13 protein-coding genes are annotated in these 19,148 nt (G+C 71.6%); 6 read left to right on the top strand and 7 right to left on the bottom strand.

The features are described from left to right. Positions 1–83 precede the first annotated feature (83 nt). Both ABZ801_RS02755 and ABZ801_RS02750 read right to left on the bottom strand, forming a co-directional pair. Positions 84–407: an STAS domain-containing protein gene (locus tag ABZ801_RS02755; RefSeq protein ID WP_344958216.1), complete on the bottom strand. Its 324-nt coding sequence runs from the start codon at positions 405–407 to the stop codon at positions 84–86. After that, positions 407–4,600 carry a SpoIIE family protein phosphatase gene (locus tag ABZ801_RS02750; protein ID WP_360691867.1) on the bottom strand — a complete coding sequence of 1,398 codons (4,194 nt, stop codon included), beginning with the start codon at positions 4,598–4,600 and terminating at the stop codon, positions 407–409. The genes ABZ801_RS02755 and ABZ801_RS02750 overlap by 1 nt, the downstream gene beginning before the upstream one ends. A 189-nt stretch (positions 4,601–4,789) precedes the next feature. On the opposite strand from ABZ801_RS02750, the gene ABZ801_RS02745 reads away from it, so the two are divergent. From ABZ801_RS02745 to ABZ801_RS02730, 4 genes are all read left to right on the top strand, one after another. Then, positions 4,790–6,124 (top strand): GAF domain-containing SpoIIE family protein phosphatase, encoded by a 1,335-nt coding sequence (locus ABZ801_RS02745; RefSeq protein WP_360691864.1) that lies wholly within the window; start codon positions 4,790–4,792, stop codon positions 6,122–6,124. Next, on the top strand, positions 6,121–6,468 hold the full coding sequence (locus ABZ801_RS02740) for an STAS domain-containing protein (RefSeq protein WP_344958210.1): 348 nt from the start codon (positions 6,121–6,123) through the stop codon (positions 6,466–6,468). Before ABZ801_RS02745 ends, ABZ801_RS02740 begins: the two co-directional genes overlap by 4 nt. A gap of 126 nt (positions 6,469–6,594) precedes the next feature. After that, entirely contained in the window at positions 6,595–7,368 is a 774-nt protein-coding gene (locus tag ABZ801_RS02735) for a deoxyribonuclease IV (RefSeq protein ID WP_344958208.1), read from the top strand. A 167-nt stretch (positions 7,369–7,535) separates the two neighbouring features. After that, the gene (locus ABZ801_RS02730; protein WP_344958206.1) at positions 7,536–7,937 is read left to right on the top strand and encodes a DUF4190 domain-containing protein; all 402 of its coding nucleotides are present in this window, start codon (positions 7,536–7,538) and stop codon (positions 7,935–7,937) included. 100 nt (positions 7,938–8,037) lie between these two features. On the opposite strand, the gene ABZ801_RS02725 is transcribed toward ABZ801_RS02730, so the two are convergent. After that, complete coding sequence (locus ABZ801_RS02725) at positions 8,038–8,505, bottom strand: barstar family protein (RefSeq protein ID WP_344958205.1); 468 nt, start codon at positions 8,503–8,505, stop codon at positions 8,038–8,040. A 394-nt stretch (positions 8,506–8,899) separates the two neighbouring features. Further along, positions 8,900–9,331, bottom strand: a complete 432-nt coding sequence (locus ABZ801_RS02720) for a MerR family transcriptional regulator (RefSeq protein WP_360691859.1) — start codon at positions 9,329–9,331, stop codon at positions 8,900–8,902. A gap of 59 nt (positions 9,332–9,390) precedes the next feature. Between ABZ801_RS02720 and ABZ801_RS02715 the strand changes: the two genes are divergently transcribed. Together ABZ801_RS02715 and ABZ801_RS02710 are read left to right on the top strand one after the other, a co-directional pair. Continuing rightward, positions 9,391–10,314, top strand: a complete 924-nt coding sequence (locus ABZ801_RS02715) for an NAD(P)-binding domain-containing protein (RefSeq protein ID WP_360691856.1) — start codon at positions 9,391–9,393, stop codon at positions 10,312–10,314. A gap of 182 nt (positions 10,315–10,496) precedes the next feature. Continuing rightward, complete coding sequence (locus tag ABZ801_RS02710) at positions 10,497–11,429, top strand: MerR family transcriptional regulator (protein ID WP_360691853.1); 933 nt, start codon at positions 10,497–10,499, stop codon at positions 11,427–11,429. 175 nt (positions 11,430–11,604) lie between these two features. Here the strand turns inward: ABZ801_RS02710 and ABZ801_RS02705 are convergent, their stop codons facing one another. From ABZ801_RS02705 to ABZ801_RS02695, 3 genes are all read right to left on the bottom strand, one after another. Continuing rightward, positions 11,605–13,056: a glycosyltransferase 87 family protein gene (locus ABZ801_RS02705; RefSeq protein WP_360691850.1), complete on the bottom strand. Its 1,452-nt coding sequence runs from the start codon at positions 13,054–13,056 to the stop codon at positions 11,605–11,607. A 71-nt stretch (positions 13,057–13,127) separates the two neighbouring features. Beyond that, the gene (locus tag ABZ801_RS02700) at positions 13,128–15,299 is read right to left on the bottom strand and encodes a transglycosylase domain-containing protein (RefSeq protein ID WP_360691847.1); all 2,172 of its coding nucleotides are present in this window, start codon (positions 15,297–15,299) and stop codon (positions 13,128–13,130) included. A gap of 903 nt (positions 15,300–16,202) precedes the next feature. Then, a complete protein-coding gene (locus ABZ801_RS02695) occupies positions 16,203–18,443 on the bottom strand; it encodes a transglycosylase domain-containing protein (RefSeq protein ID WP_360691844.1) in 2,241 nt (746 codons plus the stop codon). Positions 18,444–19,148 lie beyond the last annotated feature (705 nt).

Raw genomic sequence — 19,148 nt, 5'->3', positions numbered from 1 at the left:
TGCCTCTACGCCCCAGCCCGCCGTGGCTCGCGCCCCCCGATGCCTCTGCCCACGCGGCACCCCGTCCGGCAGTTCGTGCCGGGTCAGGGGGTGGAGGGGTCGGCCGGGTCCAGGCCGTGGACGGTGGTCAGGTCGGTGATTCCGCAGATGGTCAGGACGGGGGCCAGGAGGGGGCTGGCGACGAGTTCGATGCGGTCGATGTGGGCGAGCAGGACGCTCAGGCCGGCGCTGTCGAGGTACTCGACGCGGGAGAGGTCGATGACGACGGTGGCGGCGGCCTCCTCCAGGGCGGCTTCCACGGCGCTGGTGAACGCGTCGGTGTTGCTCATGTCGATCTCGCCGGCGGCGGTGAGGACGACCGTGCCGTCCGCTCGGCGGTCCGGCGTGAGGGTCAGTGGCGTGGTCATCAAGCGATCCTGGTGTCCATGGTGACGGTCGTGCCGTCGGGGCCGGGGGTGATGGTCACGTGCTGCATCAGGGCGCGCATCAGGGTCAGGCCGCGGCCCCGGTGGTTGTCGGCCTTGGGTTGCGGAGGCTTCCAGCGGCCGGTGTCGGCGACCGTCACCCGCAGGTGGTCGACGAGGGCTTCGGCGCGCAGGCGGACGCGGTCGCCGCCGGCGTGGCGGTGGCCGTGTTCGATGGCGTTGGCGCAGGCCTCGCCGAGGGCGACGAGCACGTTCTGGATCGTCTGGGGCGGCAGGTCGCACTGGCCGAGCCAGCCGCGCACCGCCTTGCGGACGGGGGCGAGCTGGGTGGCCTCCGCGGGGAAGGTCATGTCCAGCGGGGCGGGATGCCGGTACAGCAGCAGGGCGACGTCGTCGTCGTAGCCGTCGGCGGGGGCCAGACGGGTCATGACGTGGCCGGCCAGCTCGTCGATGCCGGTGTCGCGGCCCTCCTGGACGGCCTCACCGGCCTGGCCGATGCCCTCGGTCAGCGGCCGGCGGCGGCGTTCGACGAGGCCGTCGGTGTAGATCAGGAGGGTGGCGCGGGCGGGCAGGGTGTGCTCGGCGGACGGGCGCGGCGTGCCGGGGCGGACGGCCAGGGGGGCGGCGCGTCCCTGGTCGAGGAGGTGGATGGTGCGGTCGGGGTGGACGATTATGCCGGGCGGGTGGCCGGCGCTGGAGTAGGTGAGACGGCCCGTGTCGGGGTCGAGGACGCCGCAGAAGATGGTGCTTCCCATCGCACCGGGGATGGTGGCGGCGAAGTGGTCCAGCGCGACGAGAGCCTGGTCGGGACGGGGGTCCCGCATCAGCAGCGCGCGGCAGGCGCTGCGCAGCTGGCCCATGACGGTGGCCGCTCCCAGGCCGCGGCCGACGCAGTCGCCGACGACGATGCCGATGCGCCCGTCGGGCAGCGGGACGGTGTCGTACCAGTCGCCGCCGACCTCCAGGGGGCGGGCGGCGGGCTCGTAGCGGACGGCGAAGCCGCGGGGCAGGCGTGAGGGGCCGAGGATGGCGCGCTGCAGGGCGAGGGCGGTCTCGCGCTGCTGGTCGATCTGGTGGACGCGGTGCAGCCCCTGGCCGAGGTGGCCGGCCAACAGCGCCAGCAGGGTCCGGTCCTGGTCGGTGAAGGGACGCTTCTCCCCCAGGTCGATCCACAGCGTGAGCAGCCCGCGGGGGTGTTCCAGGGCGATGCCCGCGCCGCCGGAGCCGTTGACGACCGGGGTGAGCAGCGGGCGGGTGCGCAGGCCGGTGAGGGTCTCGCGCCGGTCGGCGGGCAGGTCGTCCCAGCGCAGTCCGGGGTCGGTGGCGGTCAGCTGCGGTTGTTCGCCGCCGTCGAAGGTGGCGGCGACCACGGACGTCGCCTGCCACACCCCCTTGAGTTCCTCCAGGGCGCCGCGGAGGGCGTCGGTGAGGTCGTCGGCCTGGGACAGCCGCATGCTCACTGCCGCCAGGGCGCTTTCGCGCTGGACGGTGTAGTGCTCCGCGGTGACGTCGCGGAACGTGCCGACGATCACGCGGCGGCCGGTGTCGGGGTCCTCGACCTGGTTGAAGGCGACCGCGATCCACAGGCGGTGCCCGTCGCGGTGGGTGACGGGGACGGTGAAGGTGCCGCGCTCCCGCTGCACGAGGCCGGCGAAGGCGTCGGCCACCTGCCGGTGGGCCTCGGCGTCGGTGTCGGCGGCGGGCCACCACGGGTGCAGGGGGCCGTAGGGCAGGCCCTCGGTGCCGTAGCCGAGAATCCGGGTGAACGCGGCGTTGATCTCGATGACCGCGCCGTGCTCGTCGCATACGAAGAACGCCTCCTGCAGGGAGTCGACGAGGGCGGTGCGCCAGCGGGCATGGTGGGTGCGCAGCCGGGCCAGCTCCACGTTGGCCTGCACCCGGGCCAGCAGTTCGGCGGCGGAGAACGGTTTGACCAGGTAGTCGTCGGCGCCCGCCGCCAGGCCCTCGATGGACGCCTCCTGTCCGGCGCGTGCCGACAGCAGCAGGACGGGGGTGCCGGCGGTGCGCGCGTCGGCGCGCAGGGCGGCCACCAGCTGCAGCCCGTCCAGGCGGGGCATCATCACGTCGCTGATGATCAGGTCGGGGGCCTGGGTGCGCGCCGCCTCCAGGGCGGCCTGGCCGTCGGTGACCGCGCTGACCTGGTGCCCGGCGCCGCGCAGGAGGCGGGTGAGGTACTCGCGCATGTCGGCGTTGTCGTCGGCGATGAGCACCCGCGCGGGGAGGCCGCGGCCCGCTCCCGCCGCCGGTTCGGTGTCGGTGCCGGGCGTGACGTCGTCGTGGCCGGGCCCGGAGCCCTGCTCGTGCGCGTCCGCGCCGGGCGAGGGGAGCCAGCGCAGCGCCTCCTGGATGAACGGGTCGGCGGTGGCCGTGACGGTGGCCGTGCTCTCGGCGTCCACCAGGGCGTCGGGCGGCAGGTGGGCGTGCCCGAACGGCAGCCGAACGGTGAAGGTGGTGCCCTGGTTCTCGGTGGAGGCGGCGGTGATGGTGCCGCCGTGCAGGCCGACGAGCTCCTTGACCAGGGCCAGGCCGATGCCGCTGCCCTCGTTGGAGCGCGAGCGGGCGTTCTGGATGCGGTGGAACCGTTCGAACAGCCGGGGCATCTCGTGTTCGGGGACGCCGACGCCGGTGTCGGCCACGGTGACCACCGCGTGGTCGCCCTCGGCGCGCGCGGACACCCGCACGGACCCTTCGAAGGTGAACTTCAGCGCGTTGCTGAGCAGGTTCAGGACGACCTTCTCCCACATGCCGCGGTCGAGGTACACCGGCTCGGGCAGCGGGGGGCAGTCCACGTCGAAGGCCAGCCCGGCCTTCTCGATCGCGGAGCGGAAGACGCTGGCCAGCTCGGCGGTGGCGGCGGCCAGGTCGACCGGCTCGTAGGCGGCCCGCATCCGGCCGGCCTCGATGCGGGAGAAGTCCAGGAGGGTGTTGACGAGCTTGCCGAGCCGCAGCCCGTTGCGGCGGATGGCCTCCAGTTCCTCGCGCACGTGCGGGTCGGCGCCGGCCAGCCTGCCGCGCAGCTCCTCCACCGGCCCCATGATCAGGGTGAGCGGGGTGCGGAACTCGTGGCTGATATTGGAGAAGAACGTGGTCTTGGCCCGGTCGAGCTCGGCCAGTTCCTCGGCCCGCCGCTGCTGGGCCTGGTAGCTGCGGGCGCTGGCGATCCCCGCCGCGACATGGCCGGCGACCAGTTCCACGAAACCGCGGTAGCCGTCGTCCAGCGGCCGGTACCGGTTCAGCGCCGCGACCAGGAAGCCGTAGGGGGTGCCGCCCTGCTGCCGCAGCGGAACCACCAGCGCGTATGTGGGCGGCTCCGTCCAGTCTCCGGTGGGCAGCCCGGCGAACGGGCCGCCGTCCAACGGCACGAGCGCCGACTCGCCTTGGAGCAGTGTCGTCGCGGGCCACACCGCGCCGGGGTCGTCGGCCCGCAGCGTCGCGGGGGCGGCCGGGTGCCCGGACGGGATGCCGCTCGCCCCCGCCAGCCGCGCCCGGCCCTCGTCGTCGAACAGGTACGTCAGCGTGAACGGCAGGTCTCGCCGGTTGCGGCCGAGCTGGCGGTCGGCGAAGGTCAGCACCTCCTGCTCGGTGCGGACCACGCTGGGATCGGAGCCGAGGTCGCGCAGCGTCGCCATGCGCCGCGCGCCGATGACCCGTTCGGTGTCCTCGCGGACGACGCACAGCATGCCGACCACCGCGCCCGCGTCGTCCCGCAGGGGGCTGTAGGAGAAGGTGTGGTAGGTCTCCTCCGGGTATCCGGACCGTTCGAGGAACAGCAGCAGCGCCTCGTCCCAGGTCGCCTCACCGCTGGTCAGGACGGTGTCGATCCGGGGGCCGATGTCGTCCCAGATCTCCGCCCACACCTCGCGGGCCGGGCGGCCCAGCGCCCACGGGTACTTGCGGCCCAGCGTGTCCCGCCGGTACGCGGCGTTGCAGAAGAACGTCAGCTCCGGGCCCCACGCCATCCACATCGGGAACCGGGACGACAGCAGGATGCTCACCGCCGTCTGCAGACTCTGCGGCCAGCCGTCCGGCGGTCCCAGCGGGGTCGCCGCCCAGTCCACCATGGCCAGATCCCGGCCGGCCTCACCGCCGGCGGCGAACACGTCGACCTCGGTCCGTGCCGGCGACTCTCGCTCAGCGTCTCCCGAAGGCGCCACTCGACTCCCTTTCGTCCGCGGTCACCCTATCGCCGTGGTCACCGTCCGTATCGGCGTCGGTCATGGTCGGCCCAAGCACGCGCGTCCGCCGGCCCTGCCCCTGCCCCCGCGTGGGCCGCTGACGCGATCCGTAGGATAGGTCAGTTGCCCCCCGCCCAGCGGGCGCCGATCAACGGAGCAGAGAAGGGAATGGCGACGGCGATGGACGGCGCGCTCGCCCAGGAGACGGTGCCCTTCCCTGCCGACGAGCGGCGGCGGCTGGCCGCGGTCCGCCGCTACCAGATCCTGGACACCCCGCCGGACGTGGCGTTCGACCGGATCGCCGCCCTGGCGGCCCGGGTCTTCGGCACCCCGATCGCCACCGTGACGATCGTGGACAGCGACCGGATCTGGTTCAAGGCCGCCCAGGGGCTGCCCGAGGGCGTCTCCCAGATCGACCGTGTCCCGGGCCTGTGCGCCTCCGCGATCCTCCAGGACGTGCCGTACGTCGTGCGGGACGCGCTGACCGACCCGCGTACCGCGGGCAACCCGCTGGTCCACGGCGAGCTCGGCATCCGCTTCTACGCGGCCGCGCCCATCACCACGCGCGACGGGTACCCGCTCGGCACGGTCAACGTCCTGGACACCCGCCCCCGGGACGTCACCGACGACCAGCTTGCCACCCTGGAGGACCTGGCGTCGGTGGTGATGGACCAGCTCGAGGTGCGCCTGGCCGCGATCCGCACCGTGGCCACCGAGCGTGAGCTGCGCACCCGCGCGGAGACGCTGGCCCGCACCCTGCAGCGCACGCTGCTGCCTCCAGCCCTGCCGACGGTCCCCGGTCTTGAGGCCGCCGCCGCCTACCACACCGCGTCCATCGACCAGGTCGGCGGTGACTTCTACGACCTGTTCCCGCTGGACGACGGGCGCTGGGCGTTCTTCCTCGGCGACGTGTGCGGCAAGGGCGCCGAGGCCGCGGCGTTGACCTCGCTGACCCGCTACACCCTGCGCGCGGCCGCCATCTACGATCCCGACCCGTGCACCGCCCTGACCAACCTGGACGCGGTCCTCAAGGGCGAGTACCAGGGCAGCGACCCCCGGCACTGCACCGCCATCTTCGGGATACTGCACCCCGAGCCGGGCGGCGCGTTCAGCGTCACCCTCGCCAGCGGCGGGCACCCTCCGGCCCTGGTCGTGCGCGCGAACGGCGACGTCGAGCCGGTGCCCACCCCCGGCGGACAGCTCATCGGCCTGCTGCCCGACCCCAGGTTCACCCCCGCCACCACCCGTCTGACTCCCGGCGACACGCTCCTGCTCTATACCGACGGACTCACCGAGGCCCGCACCGCCACCGGCGCGATGCTCGGCGAGGAGGGAGTCGTCGCGCACCTGGCCGCCACGGCGCCGCGCGGCGCCGACGGTCTCCTCGCCGAGATCGACAAGCTCCTCAACGACCTGGGCGCAGGAGTCAGCGACGACACCGCCCTGCTGGCCCTGTCCGTGCCGACCCGCCCCACCGCCGTCCCCGTACAGGAGAACCGGTGACCGACCACGTCCTGAGCATCGACACCCACGCCCACTCCGCCGGCCCCACCGTGCTCACCGTCGCCGGTGAGCTGGACTACCACACGGGCGGCCAGTTGCGGGAGGCCCTGGAAGAGACCGAGTTCACCAAGGCCGGCGTGGTCATCGACCTCACCGACCTGACCTACTGCGACTCCACGGGCATCACCGTGCTCGTCACCGCCTATCACCGCGCCAAGAAGGCCGACGCTCCCCTCGCGCTGGCCGGCCTCAATCCCGACCTGCGGCGCGTGTTCGGCATCGTCGGCCTCGACCGCGTCTTCGCGTTCCACCCCACGGTCGAGAAGGCCGTCAGCTCCATGTGAGCCCCAGTCTCCTGACAGTCCGGTGCCGGGCGCGCACCTGGCTGGCGGGAGTGGCGGGTGTGTCCGATGTGGCCGGCCGGGGTGGCTCGGGAAGCCGATGTCGGAGGTCGCGGATAGGCTCGGGGCATGCGCATCGGAGCCCACGTCGACCAGAGCAACGCGCTCGACACCGCCCGTTCGATCGGGGCGGAGGTCGTCCAGTTCTTCCTCGGCGACCCGCAGGGCTGGAAGAAGCCCGTCCTGCCGGAGGGCGTGGAGGCGCTGCGCGGTTCCGAGGTGGACGTGTACGTGCACGCCCCGTACATCATCAACGTGGCGACGTCCAACAACCGGATCCGCATCCCCAGCCGCAAGGTGCTGTCCCAGCAGCTGGAGGCGGCCGCCTCGATCGGCGCCAAGGCACTGATCGTGCACGGCGGGCACGTGCTGAAGCAGGACGACCCCGAGACCGGCTTCGAGAACTGGCGCAAGGTCTTCGAACGGCTCGACTGCCCGATTCCGATCTACATCGAGAACACCGCGGGCGGCGACAACGCCATGGCACGCAGGTTCGACCGGATCGCCCGGCTGTGGGAGGTGCTGTCGGGGGTCGCCGACCTCGACTCCAAGGTCGGGTTCTGCCTGGACACCTGCCACGCGCACGCCGCCGGCGAGGAGCTGATCGACGCCGTCGACCGGATCAAGTCCATCACCGGACGGATCGACCTGGTGCACTGCAACGACAGCCGGGACGCGTTCGGCTCGGGCGCCGACCGGCACGCCAACCTGGGCAGCGGCACGATCGACCCGGAGCTGATCCTCTCGGTGGTGCGGGCCGCCGGCGCGCCGGTGGTCGTGGAGACGCCCATGGCGGGCCAGGCGCAGGACATCTCCTGGCTGCGCGCCAACCTGACGACCTGACCCGGTTCCGGCCCGCCCCCGGGCCCGGTTCCGGCACCGTAGTGAACCTGTAAGCGATCAACGGCGTCCTACTGAACACCGTCACCAATCACGAACAACCCGGCGAAGCTCTCCTCCCCAGCGGAACCAGCCCCGTGGCGAGCACGCCCAGACCGATCGGGACCCCCATGGCACACCCCCCTTACGGACCGTCGGATCCATACGGCTCCTACGGGCAGCCGGACCCGTACGCCCAGCCCTACCAGCAGCAGCCCGCGGTGCAGCACCACTACTACCCGTCCGCCCAGCCCGCGGTGGTGGGCACCAACGGTCTGGCCACCGCGTCGCTGGTTCTGGGGCTCGTCGGCTTCGTGTTCTGCGGGCTGACCTCCATCCCGGCGATCATCTGCGGCCACATCGCGCAGAGCCAGATCAAGCGCACCGGCCAGGAGGGGCACGGCCAGGCCACCGCCGGACTCGTCCTCGGCTACATCGTCACGGCCCTGTGGATCATCTACTGGGTGGTCATCTTCGGGTTCTACGGCTTCGCGCTGTGGAGCATCAGCGAGAGCGGGACGTCGACCTACTGACGCGGTTTAGACGGCGGCGCCCCGACGGCCCCGGGCGGAGGGATCACCACCGGGGCCGTCGGGGCGCCGTCGCGTCGTGATCGTCAGGTCGTAGCGGTCGTCAGGCGAGGCGAGGGACGCCCGCCACCTCCACTCCGACGTTCGACAGCAGCACGGTCATGGGGGTGGGGGTCTCCCGCCACATCTCCACGGCCTTGGCGAAGATGTCCAGGACGGTGCGGAACGACCGCTGGTCGGTCTCGGCGAGCTCCGCCCACGACTCGTACAGCACCAGGTAGCCGTTGCGCGCGGGGGCCCACGACAGGTCGGTGAGACACTCCTCCATCGCGTCCCAGTCGCCGCCGAACGTCGCCGGGAACGCGAAGACCTCGGCGCACAGGCGCAGGAAGGCGTCCTTGTCGCGGGCGCGGCGCCCGTCGAGGTGGTAGGCGCGCCAGCCCGCCGCCCGGGCGCGTTCCGTCCAGCCGGTGTCGCCGACGGCGCTGGGCGTCGGCGGTATCCGCCACTGGTAGACGCCCGGCTTCAACCGTCCGATGAGCAACTCGTTCAGTGCTTGGTTCGCATCCACGAAACGTCATCTCCCGGCAATGTCGTCATTCCGGCTCGCGAGGCCGCCGGCGTCCGGTGGCGGAATCGGCACCACCCGGGTCTCCACGGCTGACGACGGGTGATCAGGGCGTCCGCGTCCACGGGCAGGCGCCACGTGGGCAGGGGCCACGGCGTCACCCGGACCGGACGTCGTCGTCAACGGAGGGGACGAGCTGGACATGGCTCCCACCGTTCCCACCACCACTCGCAGCACACGCGCCGACAGCCGTTCCTTTTCGCGCCCGCGTTCCCACGGGCCGTAAGACGCCGTGACCCGGGCGTCCGGACGCGGTCGGCCCAGCCCGCACCGCAAGGGCGAGCGTGGCAGCGTCAGGACGGTCGGGAACCCGGGATCCGCCTCCGCCGATCCGCGGTCAGGCAAGCCGTCCGGTGTGCGGAGGAAGAGCGGACGACGGGACCAGCGCGTCGCACTCCACCGGGTCGGCGGGATCGAGCCGTGCGGTGGCCTCGATGAGGGTGTCCAGCCGGTCGCGTGCGGCCAGCAGGTCGGCCGCGGCGTCGCTCAGCCGTTCCCGTTCGCGGTGCAGGTCGGGAAGCATTCCGGAGCAGGACGGAGTCAGCGCCTCGCCGTCATCGGTCATGCAGGGCAGCAGCTCGCCGATCGTCGCGGTGCTGAGCCCGGCGGCGAGCATGAGGCGGATGCCGCGCACCGTGGCGGCGTCCTCCGCTCGGTACTCGCGGTAGCCGCTGGGCCGCCGCCGCGGCCGGAGCAGGCCCTGTTCCTCGTAGTACCGCAACGAGCGCACGCTGACGCCCGTGAGCCGGGACAGCTCTCCGATCCGCATGTGACGACCACCACTTCGAGTTGACTCTCACGCCGGTGTGAGGGTCCAACGTATCCGGCATGAAAGATCAGCATTCATCTGGACAGAACGGCACCGACGTCACCGTCATCGGTCTGGGCCCGATGGGGTCGGCGCTGGCAGAGGCATTTCTGGGCAACGGCCGGTCCCTGACGGTCTGGAACCGTACCCCCGGCAAGGCCGACGCTCTGGTCGCCAAGGGGGCGAACCGGACGACCACCGTCGCCGAGGCCGTGGCCGCGAGCCCCGTCACGATCATGTGCCTCAACGACTACACGACCATGTACCGGGTTCTCGATTCCGCCGGCGGCGCGTTCGAGGGCCGCACGCTGGTGAACCTCAACTCGGGGACACCCGCACAGGCCCGCGCGGCGGCGGACTGGGCGGCCGAGCGCGACCTCGACTATCTCGATGGCGCGATCATGGTGCCGCCGCCACTGGTCGGACATCCCGAATCGGTCTTCCTCTATGGTGGCCCGCGGGACGTCTTCGACCAGAACCGGGCGACTTTGGCGCTGCTGGGCGACCCCCGGTACCTCGGCGCCGACCCGGGCCTGGCGGTGCTGTTCAACACGGCGCTGCTCGCGATGATGTACGCGACCCTGAACGGTTTCCTGCACGGCGCCGCCCTGGTCGGCTCGGCGGACGTGCCCGCAGTCGAATTCGCCGAACTCGCGCTCGGCTGGTTCATGCCCGTGGTGCTGGCCCCCGCGAGCCTCGCCGAACACGCACCGAACCTGGACGAGGGCGTCTACCCCGGTGACCTCGGGACCATGGAGATGAACCTGAACGCGCTGGAGCACATCGCCCGCACCAGCGTTGAGCAGGGCGTCCACTCCGACCTGCCGCGGTTGATGAAGGAGCTCGCCGAACAGGCGATCGCCCTGGGGCACGGTGCCGAGAACTATTTCGCCATGTTCGAGGTCTTCAAGAAGTCCGCGGCCGAGACGGGCGGGAGCCGGTGATCGGGTGACCACGTCCACGTCCTGACCGGCCGGACGCACTGTCTTCGGGGCGGCACCACACCACATACCGTGGCGATCGGCGAGGACGACAGGGCGTGCGCGGCGGAACGCGCGCCGAGGTCGTCCGCCGCGGGAAAAGTCGGCTTGAGTCTCCCCTGACTGGAGGCCCCAGGGTGAGGGACATGGACGGCGACAGGCTGTACACGATCGGCGAGGTGTCCCGGCGCACCGGGCTGCCGGTCAAGACGATCAGGTTCTACTCCGACAGCGGGGTGCTGGCGCCGTCCGGCCGTACCCACGCCGGTTACCGGCTGTACGACCTGGCGGCCGTTGTCCGCCTGGACCTGGTCAGGACCCTGCGCGAGCTCGGCGTGGACCTGGCCACGATCCGGCGGGTGCTGGCGCGCGAGATCTCCGTCTCCGCGGTCGCGGCGGCGCACGCCGACGCGCTGGAGGCGCAGATCCGCACGCTGCGGCTGCGCCGGGCGGTACTGCGGGCGGTGGCCGGTCGTGGTTCGAGTCAGGAGGAGCTGGAGCTGATGCACAAACTGGTCAGGCTCTCGGACGAGGAGCGGCGGCGGATCATCGCCGACTTCCTCGACGAGGTCTTCGAGGGGCTGGACGTCATCCCCGAGTTCGCCGCCAAGATGCGGGCGGGCATCCCCGAACTGCCCGACGACCCGTCGCCCGCGCAGGTCGAGGCGTGGGTCGAGCTGGCCGAGCTGGTCCAGGACCCGGACTTCCGGGCGCGGATCCGGCAGATGATGGAGCACCAGGCGGCCACGCGCGGCCAGATCCGCGTCCCGGACAAGGCCGCGGAGCTGGCCGACCTCACCCTCGAACGGGTGGCGGCCGCCCAGGCCGCCGCGATCGCCCCCGAGTCGCCCGGGGCCGACGCGGTGGTGGACGAGCTCGCCGCCGCGTACGCCACGGCGTACGGCGAGACCGACGGCCCGGACTTCCGGCGCACGCTGCTGGAACGCATGCGCATCGGCAACGAGCCCCGCGCCGAGCGCTACTGGCAGCTCATCGCCGTCATCAACGGCATGCCGGAGATCCCGACGCTCACGCCGCTCTTCGAGTGGTTCATCACCGCCCTCGAAGCCCGCGTCTAGCCTTCCCCGGCGCAGGGCCCGGAGCCGCCGATCAGGCGGTCACCGACGAGCCGCGGATGGTGCGGCCGCACCGGCATCCGACCCGGTGCGGCCCCACCACCAGCCGCGATGCAGCCTGCCCGGGACCTGCACGTGCCTGTGGCCCGCCGTGCGGCGGGCACGTCGACGACGCGGTTCACGCCGTCTTGAGGGTGCGGAGAGTGCCGAGTCGCCGGGACAGGCGGAAGGCGTCGGGGGCCTTGTCGAGGACGCCCCCGGCGGGATCGTCGTCGCCGTCGGCGCGGACGGCGTCACCGGACGGCCGCAGGATGTCGCGGACGACCAGCGCGGCGAGCAGCAGGACGGTGACGAAGCGGGCGAGCAGGGCGACGTAGTAGGCGTTGGTGTCGACGCCTTCGGTGGGCAGGTCGAAGCCCAGCAGCGTCGAGAGCGTCCCGGACAGTCCGGCGCCGTCCACACGGAGGGACACCGACAGCAGGTACCACCAGATGCCGAAGAAGTAGACGATCTCACCGGCCTGCCACAGCAGGTAGGCGGGAAGACGGGGGCGGGCAAGCGCCACCAGGGGCAGCAGCCACAGCACGTACTGGGGCGACCACACCTTGTTGGGCAGCATGAACGCGATGAGGACGAGCAGCATCAGCTGGGGCAGGCGAGGACGGCGGGGGGCGGCCAATGCCAGCACGCCGATGGCCAGGGCGAGCAACGCGAACGTGCCGGTGCCCACCAGGTTGAGCTGGTCGCGTTCGGCCACGCCCTCCAGTCCGTGGTCCTGGAGGATGAAGAAGATGGAACCCCAGTCGATGCCGCGGGTGCGGCTGAAGGAGTAGAAGGTCAGCCAGCCGTCCCAGGCGAACAGCATCACCGGCAGGTTCACCGCCAGCCAGCTCGCGGCGGTGCCCAGCAGCAGGCGTCCCATCGCCCGCCACCGGCCCGTCCGCACGCACAGCAGGACGAACGGCCACAGGAACAGCGCCGGGTAGAACTTCGCGGCGATCGCCAGGCCGAGCAGCACGCCCGCGAGCGCCGGACGGCGGCGCGACCACGCCGCCACCGCCAGCGCCGTCAGGGCGACGGCCAGCAGGTCCCAGTTGATGTACGCGGTGAGCAGCAGCGACGGGGACAGCGCCACCATCAGGCCCGCGCGCAGCGAGCGCCGTCCCGCCGCGTACGCGGTGGCCAGCACGGTGACGACGGCCAGAACCGCCAGCAGCACGACGGTGACGTTGTAGAACGCCATGCCGCGCGCGTCGGCGCCGAACGGCTGGACGAGCCAGTTCACCACCTGCATGAACGCGCCGCTCAGCACCGGGTACTCGACGTAGCGGAACGAGTCGCCCGCGAAGGAGTCGAAGTAGGGGATCTTGTTCTCGTTCAGGCCGCGCACGAAGTACAGCGGGTAGATGTCGGTGTAGCAGCCGTGCGTCGTCGTCCTGACGAAGTCGAACCCCGCGGTCGCGCACGGCTGCTTCTGCAGCCAGCCCAGCAGGCACACCAGGCTCGTCACGCCCGTCAGCACGGGCACCAGGCCGCGCAGGCGGCCGCCCGCGCCGGACGGGGTGGACGCGGCGGGCCCCGCGCTCACCTCGGGGTCGGCGTACCCATCCGCGGAAGAAGACGGCGACATGGTCGCACACTATGGCACGCGGGCCCGGCCCTCGGCGAAGTGCCGGATGAAGGGCCGGGCCCGCGTGGCCGTCACTCGTTCGTCCCGGGGTCCGGTTCGGTCGACTCGCACTTCGGGTGGTTCTGGTGCGAGTTGCACCACCATGGTGGCGGCGGGTCGGACGGGGGGACGTTCGGGTTGCAGCCGATCGGCATGCCGAACTGGTCGCAGGGGACCTGCCCGTTCGGCGGCGTGGCCGTGTCGCTCGGCGAGGGGGACGGCGACGCCGGCCTGCAGTCTCCGTCGGGGCCTTCCTCCTGCCCGGGCGGGCAGGTCTGCGACGGCGAGGGGGTCGGCGTCGGGCTGGGGCTCGGCGGGGGCGGCGTGTCCCACGCCTTGGCGGAGGTGTCGCTGTAGGTGGGCAGCGGGAAGGTCTCCGGCTGCAGGTGCTCACCGGCGATGACCTTCTCCATGAAGCTCTTCCAGATCTTCGCCGGGACGGTGCCGCCGTAGATGCTGTTGCCCTGGAACCCGGGGATGCCGGTGATCGACTTCTGGCCGTTCTTGTTGAACATCGTCACGGCCGTGGACAGCTGCGGGATGTACCCCACGAACCACGCCGCCGCGTTCTTGTCGGTGGTACCGGTCTTGCCGGCGACCTGACGCCCGTCGCTGAGCTGTGCGCTGGTGGCGGTACCGCTGGTGACGACCTTGCGCATCGCGAAGGTGGCCTGGGCGGCCTGGTCCTGGGTGAGCACCCGGTCGCCCTTGTCCTTGCCCCACGGCAGCGGGATCGACCGGTACGTGCCGTTCTCGGTCTTCACCTGCACCTTGCTGATCAGGTGGGGGGTGACGGAGGTGCCGCCGTTGGCGAACGCCGCGTACCCCGCCGCCTGGTACACCGCCGGGATGTTGGCGATGCCCAGCGACAGACCACCGGCGCCGCGGTGCGGGTCGAGGTAGCGCTTGGGGACGCCGAACTCCTCGGCGGTCTCGGCCACCTGGTCGAGGCCGAGCTTGAGGCCGAGCTTGACGTAGGCGGTGTTGACCGACTTCTCGGTGGCGGTGACCAGGTCGATCACGCCCATCGGCGGGTCGCCCTCGTCGTTGTTGACGGTGTAGCAGCTCGACGAGACGGGGTGGCTCTCGCCGCTGCCGTCGAAGCACTGCGGCGAGTGGCCGTCGATGGTCGACTTGATGCTCTGCCCGCTCTTGAGCGCGGTGGCCAGCACGTACGGCTTGAACGACGAGCCGACCTGGGCGCTCGGGGTGAAGACGGTGTCGACCTGGCTGCGCTTGGGATCGCCGCCGTAGAACGCCTTGATCTCGCCGTTCTCCGGGTCGACGGCGATCAGCCCGGTGCCGATGTTCTTCGGCCAGTTCTTCACCCCGGCCTCGGACATCGCCTGCCGGGCGTAGGACATCCAGCGGGGGTCGAGGCTGGTGGTGATGCGCAGCCCGGCGTTCTCCACGTCGTCCGGCAGGCCCTTGATCTGCCGGAGCTCGTCCATCACGCGTTCCTTGATGAACCCGGTCTGGTTGGTCTGCTTGGTGTCGGTCCACTCGCGTTCGGTGACCGGGAACTTCAGCCGCTGCCGGTCGGCCTCCGTCAGCTTGCCCATCTCGACCATGCCGTCCAGGACGTAGTTCCAGCGGGACCGCAGCGCCCGGTTGGCCTCGTCGTGGCCCCGGGTCTTGAAGTAGGTGGGCCGCTGGATCATCGCGGCCAGCAGGGCGCCCTCGGCGACGGTCAGCTTGCCGACGTCCTTGTGGAAGTAGGCCCGGGACGCGGCCTGGATGCCGTTGGCCTGACGGCCGAAGTAGACCGTGTTGAGGTACATCTCCAGGATCTTGTCCTTGGAGAGCTTCTCACCGATCTTGAGTGAGACGAAGATCTCCTTGATCTTGCGGCTCATGGTGCGGTCCTGGCTGAGACCCTTGTAATAGTTGCGGGCCAGCTGCTGGGTGATCGTGGAACCGCCCTGCGTGTCGCCGCCGATCGCGGTCTTGAACACGGCGCGGGCCAGGCCCCTCGGGGACACGCCGAGGCTCTCCTCGTAGAAGCCGCGGTCCTCGGCGGCCAGCACGGCGTTGCGCACGTGCGGGGGCACCTTGTCCAGCGGGACCGACTCGCGGTGCGCGCCGAGCCGGACGATCGGGGTCTTGCCGTCGGCGTAGAGGATGGCCGAGCCCTCGTCGGTCACGCCGTCCTGCGGCTTGGTGGGCGTCGGCGTCATCGTGAAGCCGACCACGAACAGCGTCACCCCGGCGAGGAGGACGAGCGCCGTCAGCCCTGCGAGGATCTTCCAGGACGGTACGTAACGCCGCCATCCGGTTTTGGCGGGCTTGCCGGAGCGGGCGCGTCTACGTCCCTTGCCGCTGCTACCGGATCCCGGACCGCCCGGCCCTCCGGGACCGCCCGGTCCGCCCGGGTCGCCGGGCCCCCACGGTGGCCCCCCGCCGGGCATCGGGCCGGCGGCGGCCCCGCGCCCGGAGTGCGGGGCGCCGCGTCGTCTTCGCCCCGGTGCTCCACGCGCCGAGACCCTTCCGCCCGGTCTGCCCCCCGCCCCTGAGGCGGAACCCAGGTCGGGCGCACCGCCGCCCGACGCCTCCGCCCCGCCGGGCGGGTACGAGCCCGACCGCCGCGCCGGGCCCTCTCCGTATTCAGGTCCGTACTGGCTTCGGTAGCTCACGAGACCTCATCAGGTAGTTACTTTGACGCTTCCGTTACCGCGAATGTACATACGGTGTCGGCCTGGGATGCAGGGGCCTGCGCCGACGGGCCGGCCCGTTCCACCAGAGAGATGGCCCTGGGCTTCCACGCCGCCTCTGGCTGAGCCCAGATGGCAGGACGCAAGGGCACCCGCCGCGCTGGAACACGCCCCCGCACGCAAGACGCGCGTCGCCGCTCGCGGTCGCACGTGGGAGGACCAGTGCGCCCAAGGCCGTTCGGGGCTGCCATTGTGCGCGATTCACTCCTGCTCGGTGTCGAAAGACGGCACGGCTCTGCGTCGTCCGAGGGTACTGCGCACGTCGACACGCGCGTGGCCCCATGCCGGGGCGGCGGCCGGAGGACGACGCGGACGAGCGGATCGTAGCCCCGGCAAGACGAACGGCCCCGGCCCGGGGGTCGCCCGGGGCGGGGCCGTTCGTGGTGGGTCATGGCGCTATGGCCTCGACCTCGAATACGTCAGCGGCTGCGACTGCTGCTGCGGGTCCGGACCACCCGGATCGCCCGGCTGCTCCGGCTCATCGGTGTCCTTGCACTCCGGACGGTTGGGGAAGTACCGGCAGATCTGGTCCTTGTCCGGCGGCGGCGACGACGTGGGGGTGCAGTTGTCGCCGTTGCCGTTGCCGTGACCCGGCGGGCACGGCGGCGGGCTCGACGGCGTCTCCTCGGCGCAACGGGGGTTGCGCCGGTTCCGCGGGTCCTCGCAGTCGGGCTGCTCCTCCTCGCGCTGCTCGGGCTCCTCGGTCTGCTTCGGCTTGGGCACCTTCGCGAACGCCTGCTGGTTGCCGCCGAACGCCGGCGGCTGGAACTGCTCGGGCGTGGTGCCCTGCGCGACCGCCGCGGTGTAGGCGTGCCAGATCCGTGCGGGGACGACACCACCGGAGATCTCGCCCAGGCCCGGGATGTACAGCGTCTTCTTCTTGTCGTTGAACATCGTCACGGCCGTGGACAGCTTCGGGTTCGCGGTGTAGCCGACGAACCAGGTCGCCACGTTCTTCTCCGTGGTACCGGTCTTGCCGGCCACCGGACGGTCGGCCAGCGCCGCGGCCGTCGCGGTACCGCCCGGCTTGACGACCTGCTGCATCGCGTAGGTGACGTCGCGGGTGACGGCCTCGGTGAAGACGTCCTCGCGCTTCTTCCAGGTGAGCTTCTTGTACTCGCCCGAGTCGTCCTTGGTGCGGACCTGCCGGACGACGTGCGGCTGGTAGTACGTGCCGCCGTTGGCGAACACCGCGTACCCGGCCGCCTGCTCGATGGGCCGGATGTCGTTGATGCCCAGCGCCAGACCGGCCTGGCTCTTGTACGGCTCGACCAGGTCGGACGCGACGCCCACGTCCTCGGCGGTCTTCGCCACGTTCGGGACGCCGACCTTCAGCGCCAGTTGCACGTACCCGGTGTTGCTCGACTCCTGGGTGGCCTTCATCAGGTCGATCGCCGCCGGACCGGAGTGGCTGTTGCGGATGGGAGCGAGCGCGCCGGGCGTGCCGGTGGGCACGACCTGGCCGCTGCCGTTGAAGGACACGCCGGAGCGGTTCTCCACCGTGGTCCTCAGGCTCCAGCCGTTCTTCAGCGCGGTGGCCAGCACGTACGGCTTCATCGCCGAGCCCGCCTGCGCCGAGCCCGCCCACACGTTGTCGAACGACTGCTTGAGGTAGTCCGGCCCGCCGTAGATGGCCTCGACCTCACCGTTGGTGGTGTTGACCGACGTCAGGCCCAGCCGCACGTGCTGCTTGAGCAGCTTCCTGGGGTCGACGCCCGGGACCGACCGCTCCATGGCCTGCTTGGCCGCGATCATCTTCTTGCGGTCGAAGGTGGTGGTGACGCGCAGGCCGTTGCGGATGACCTCGTTCTCGGTGATGCCCTGGTCGCGCTGCAGTTCCCGCAGCGCCCGCTTGATCATGTAGCCGTTCTGACCGCCGAAGGTGGCGTCACCGCCGATCTCCTTGGTCTTCGGCATCCGCTGGCTGTACTTGGCGTAGTCCGCCTCGCTCAGCTTGCCCATCTTGCGCATGCCGTCCAGCACGTACAGGTAGCGCGCCTGGGTCTGCTTGACGGCCTCCGGGTCGTCGCTGAGCGGGTCGAACCGGCCCGGCTGCTGGATGATGGCGCCCAGCAGCGCGCCCTCGTCCGGGCTCAGCTTGCTGACGTCCTTGCCGAAGAAGCTCTTGGACGCCGCCTGGATGCCGTAGGAGTTGCGGCCGAAGTAGATCGTGTTCAGGTACAGCTCAAGGATCTTGTTCTTGCTGCCCAGCTCGTCCTCGAGCTTCAAGGAGATGAACATCTCCTTGAACTTGCGGCTCACCGTCTGCTCGGGGGTGAGGTAGTAGTTCTTGGCGAGCTGCTGGGTGATGGTCGAACCGCCCTGGGTCTGACCGCCGGTGAGGTTGTTCCACACCGCCCGGCTGATGCCCTTCACCGAGAATCCGCTGTCGGTGTAGAAGGTGCGGTTCTCCGCCGCGATCACCGCGTAGCGGACGTGCTCCGGAACCTTGTCGTAGGTGACCAGCTCGCGGTTCGTACCGATCCGGCCGATCTCGGTCTTGCCGTCCCGGTAGTAGAAGATCGCCGCGGTCTTGGTGGCCTCCTCGTTGCCCTGCTTGGGCACCGGCGTCTGCGCGTACGCGACGCCGATCAACGCGGTGAGGCCGAGGAGACCCAGCAGGCCGCCGCCCGTCACCAGCTTCCACGAGGGCAGGAACCGGCGCCAGCCGGTGGGACGGGAGCGCAGATGGTCGTACCACCTGCGTTCGTGCTCCTCCGGTTCGCGGGGGCCACGCCCGCGTCCGCCGGGACCGCCCGGACCACCGCCGTGCCTCCCCGGCCCTCCCGGACCTCGTCCCCCTGGGCCGCCGGGGCCGCCGGGGCCGCGCCCACCCGGGCCCCCGGGACCTCCGGGACGGCCGGGGCCACCGGGCGCGCCGGGCACCCCGGGCATGCCGCTGGCGGCGCGGCGCGGTCCGCCGCCACCGGGCCCCTGGGGCGCCCGGCCCGCGCTGTGACGTCCCGGCCCGCCCTGCGACCTGCCCATGCCGCCGCCCGGCCCGCCTGGTCCGCCCGGTCCGCCTGGTGCGCCTCGCCCGCCGGGACCGCGACCCGGCTGCGGCGGGCGGCCGGGCATGCCCGAGGCGGCTGCGCCGCCGTTCGGCATGCCCTGCCTGCTGGGCGTCCCGGACCGGCCGGAGCGGGGACCGTTCTGCCCGCCCGGCCACTGCGACCCGGGTCCTGGTCGGGGCTGGCTTGGAATACTCACGCGACCTCATCAACGGGGGGTACGGATGGTGCGTCGTCCGAAGATTACTGTGCACGCTGATGAGCGGGAGACGGCTGTGCACGATCCGCTCGTCCGGCCCCGCGCTGACGCGCCGGGCGGAACGCGTGACCC

Origin of the sequence: Actinomadura sp. NPDC047616, assembly GCF_040642915.1 — a bacterium.
Taxonomy (GTDB): Bacteria; Actinomycetota; Actinomycetes; order Streptosporangiales; family Streptosporangiaceae; genus Spirillospora; species Spirillospora miaoliensis.
Note: the sequence above shows the minus strand (reverse complement) of the source record. Positions and strands in the feature narration are given on the sequence as shown.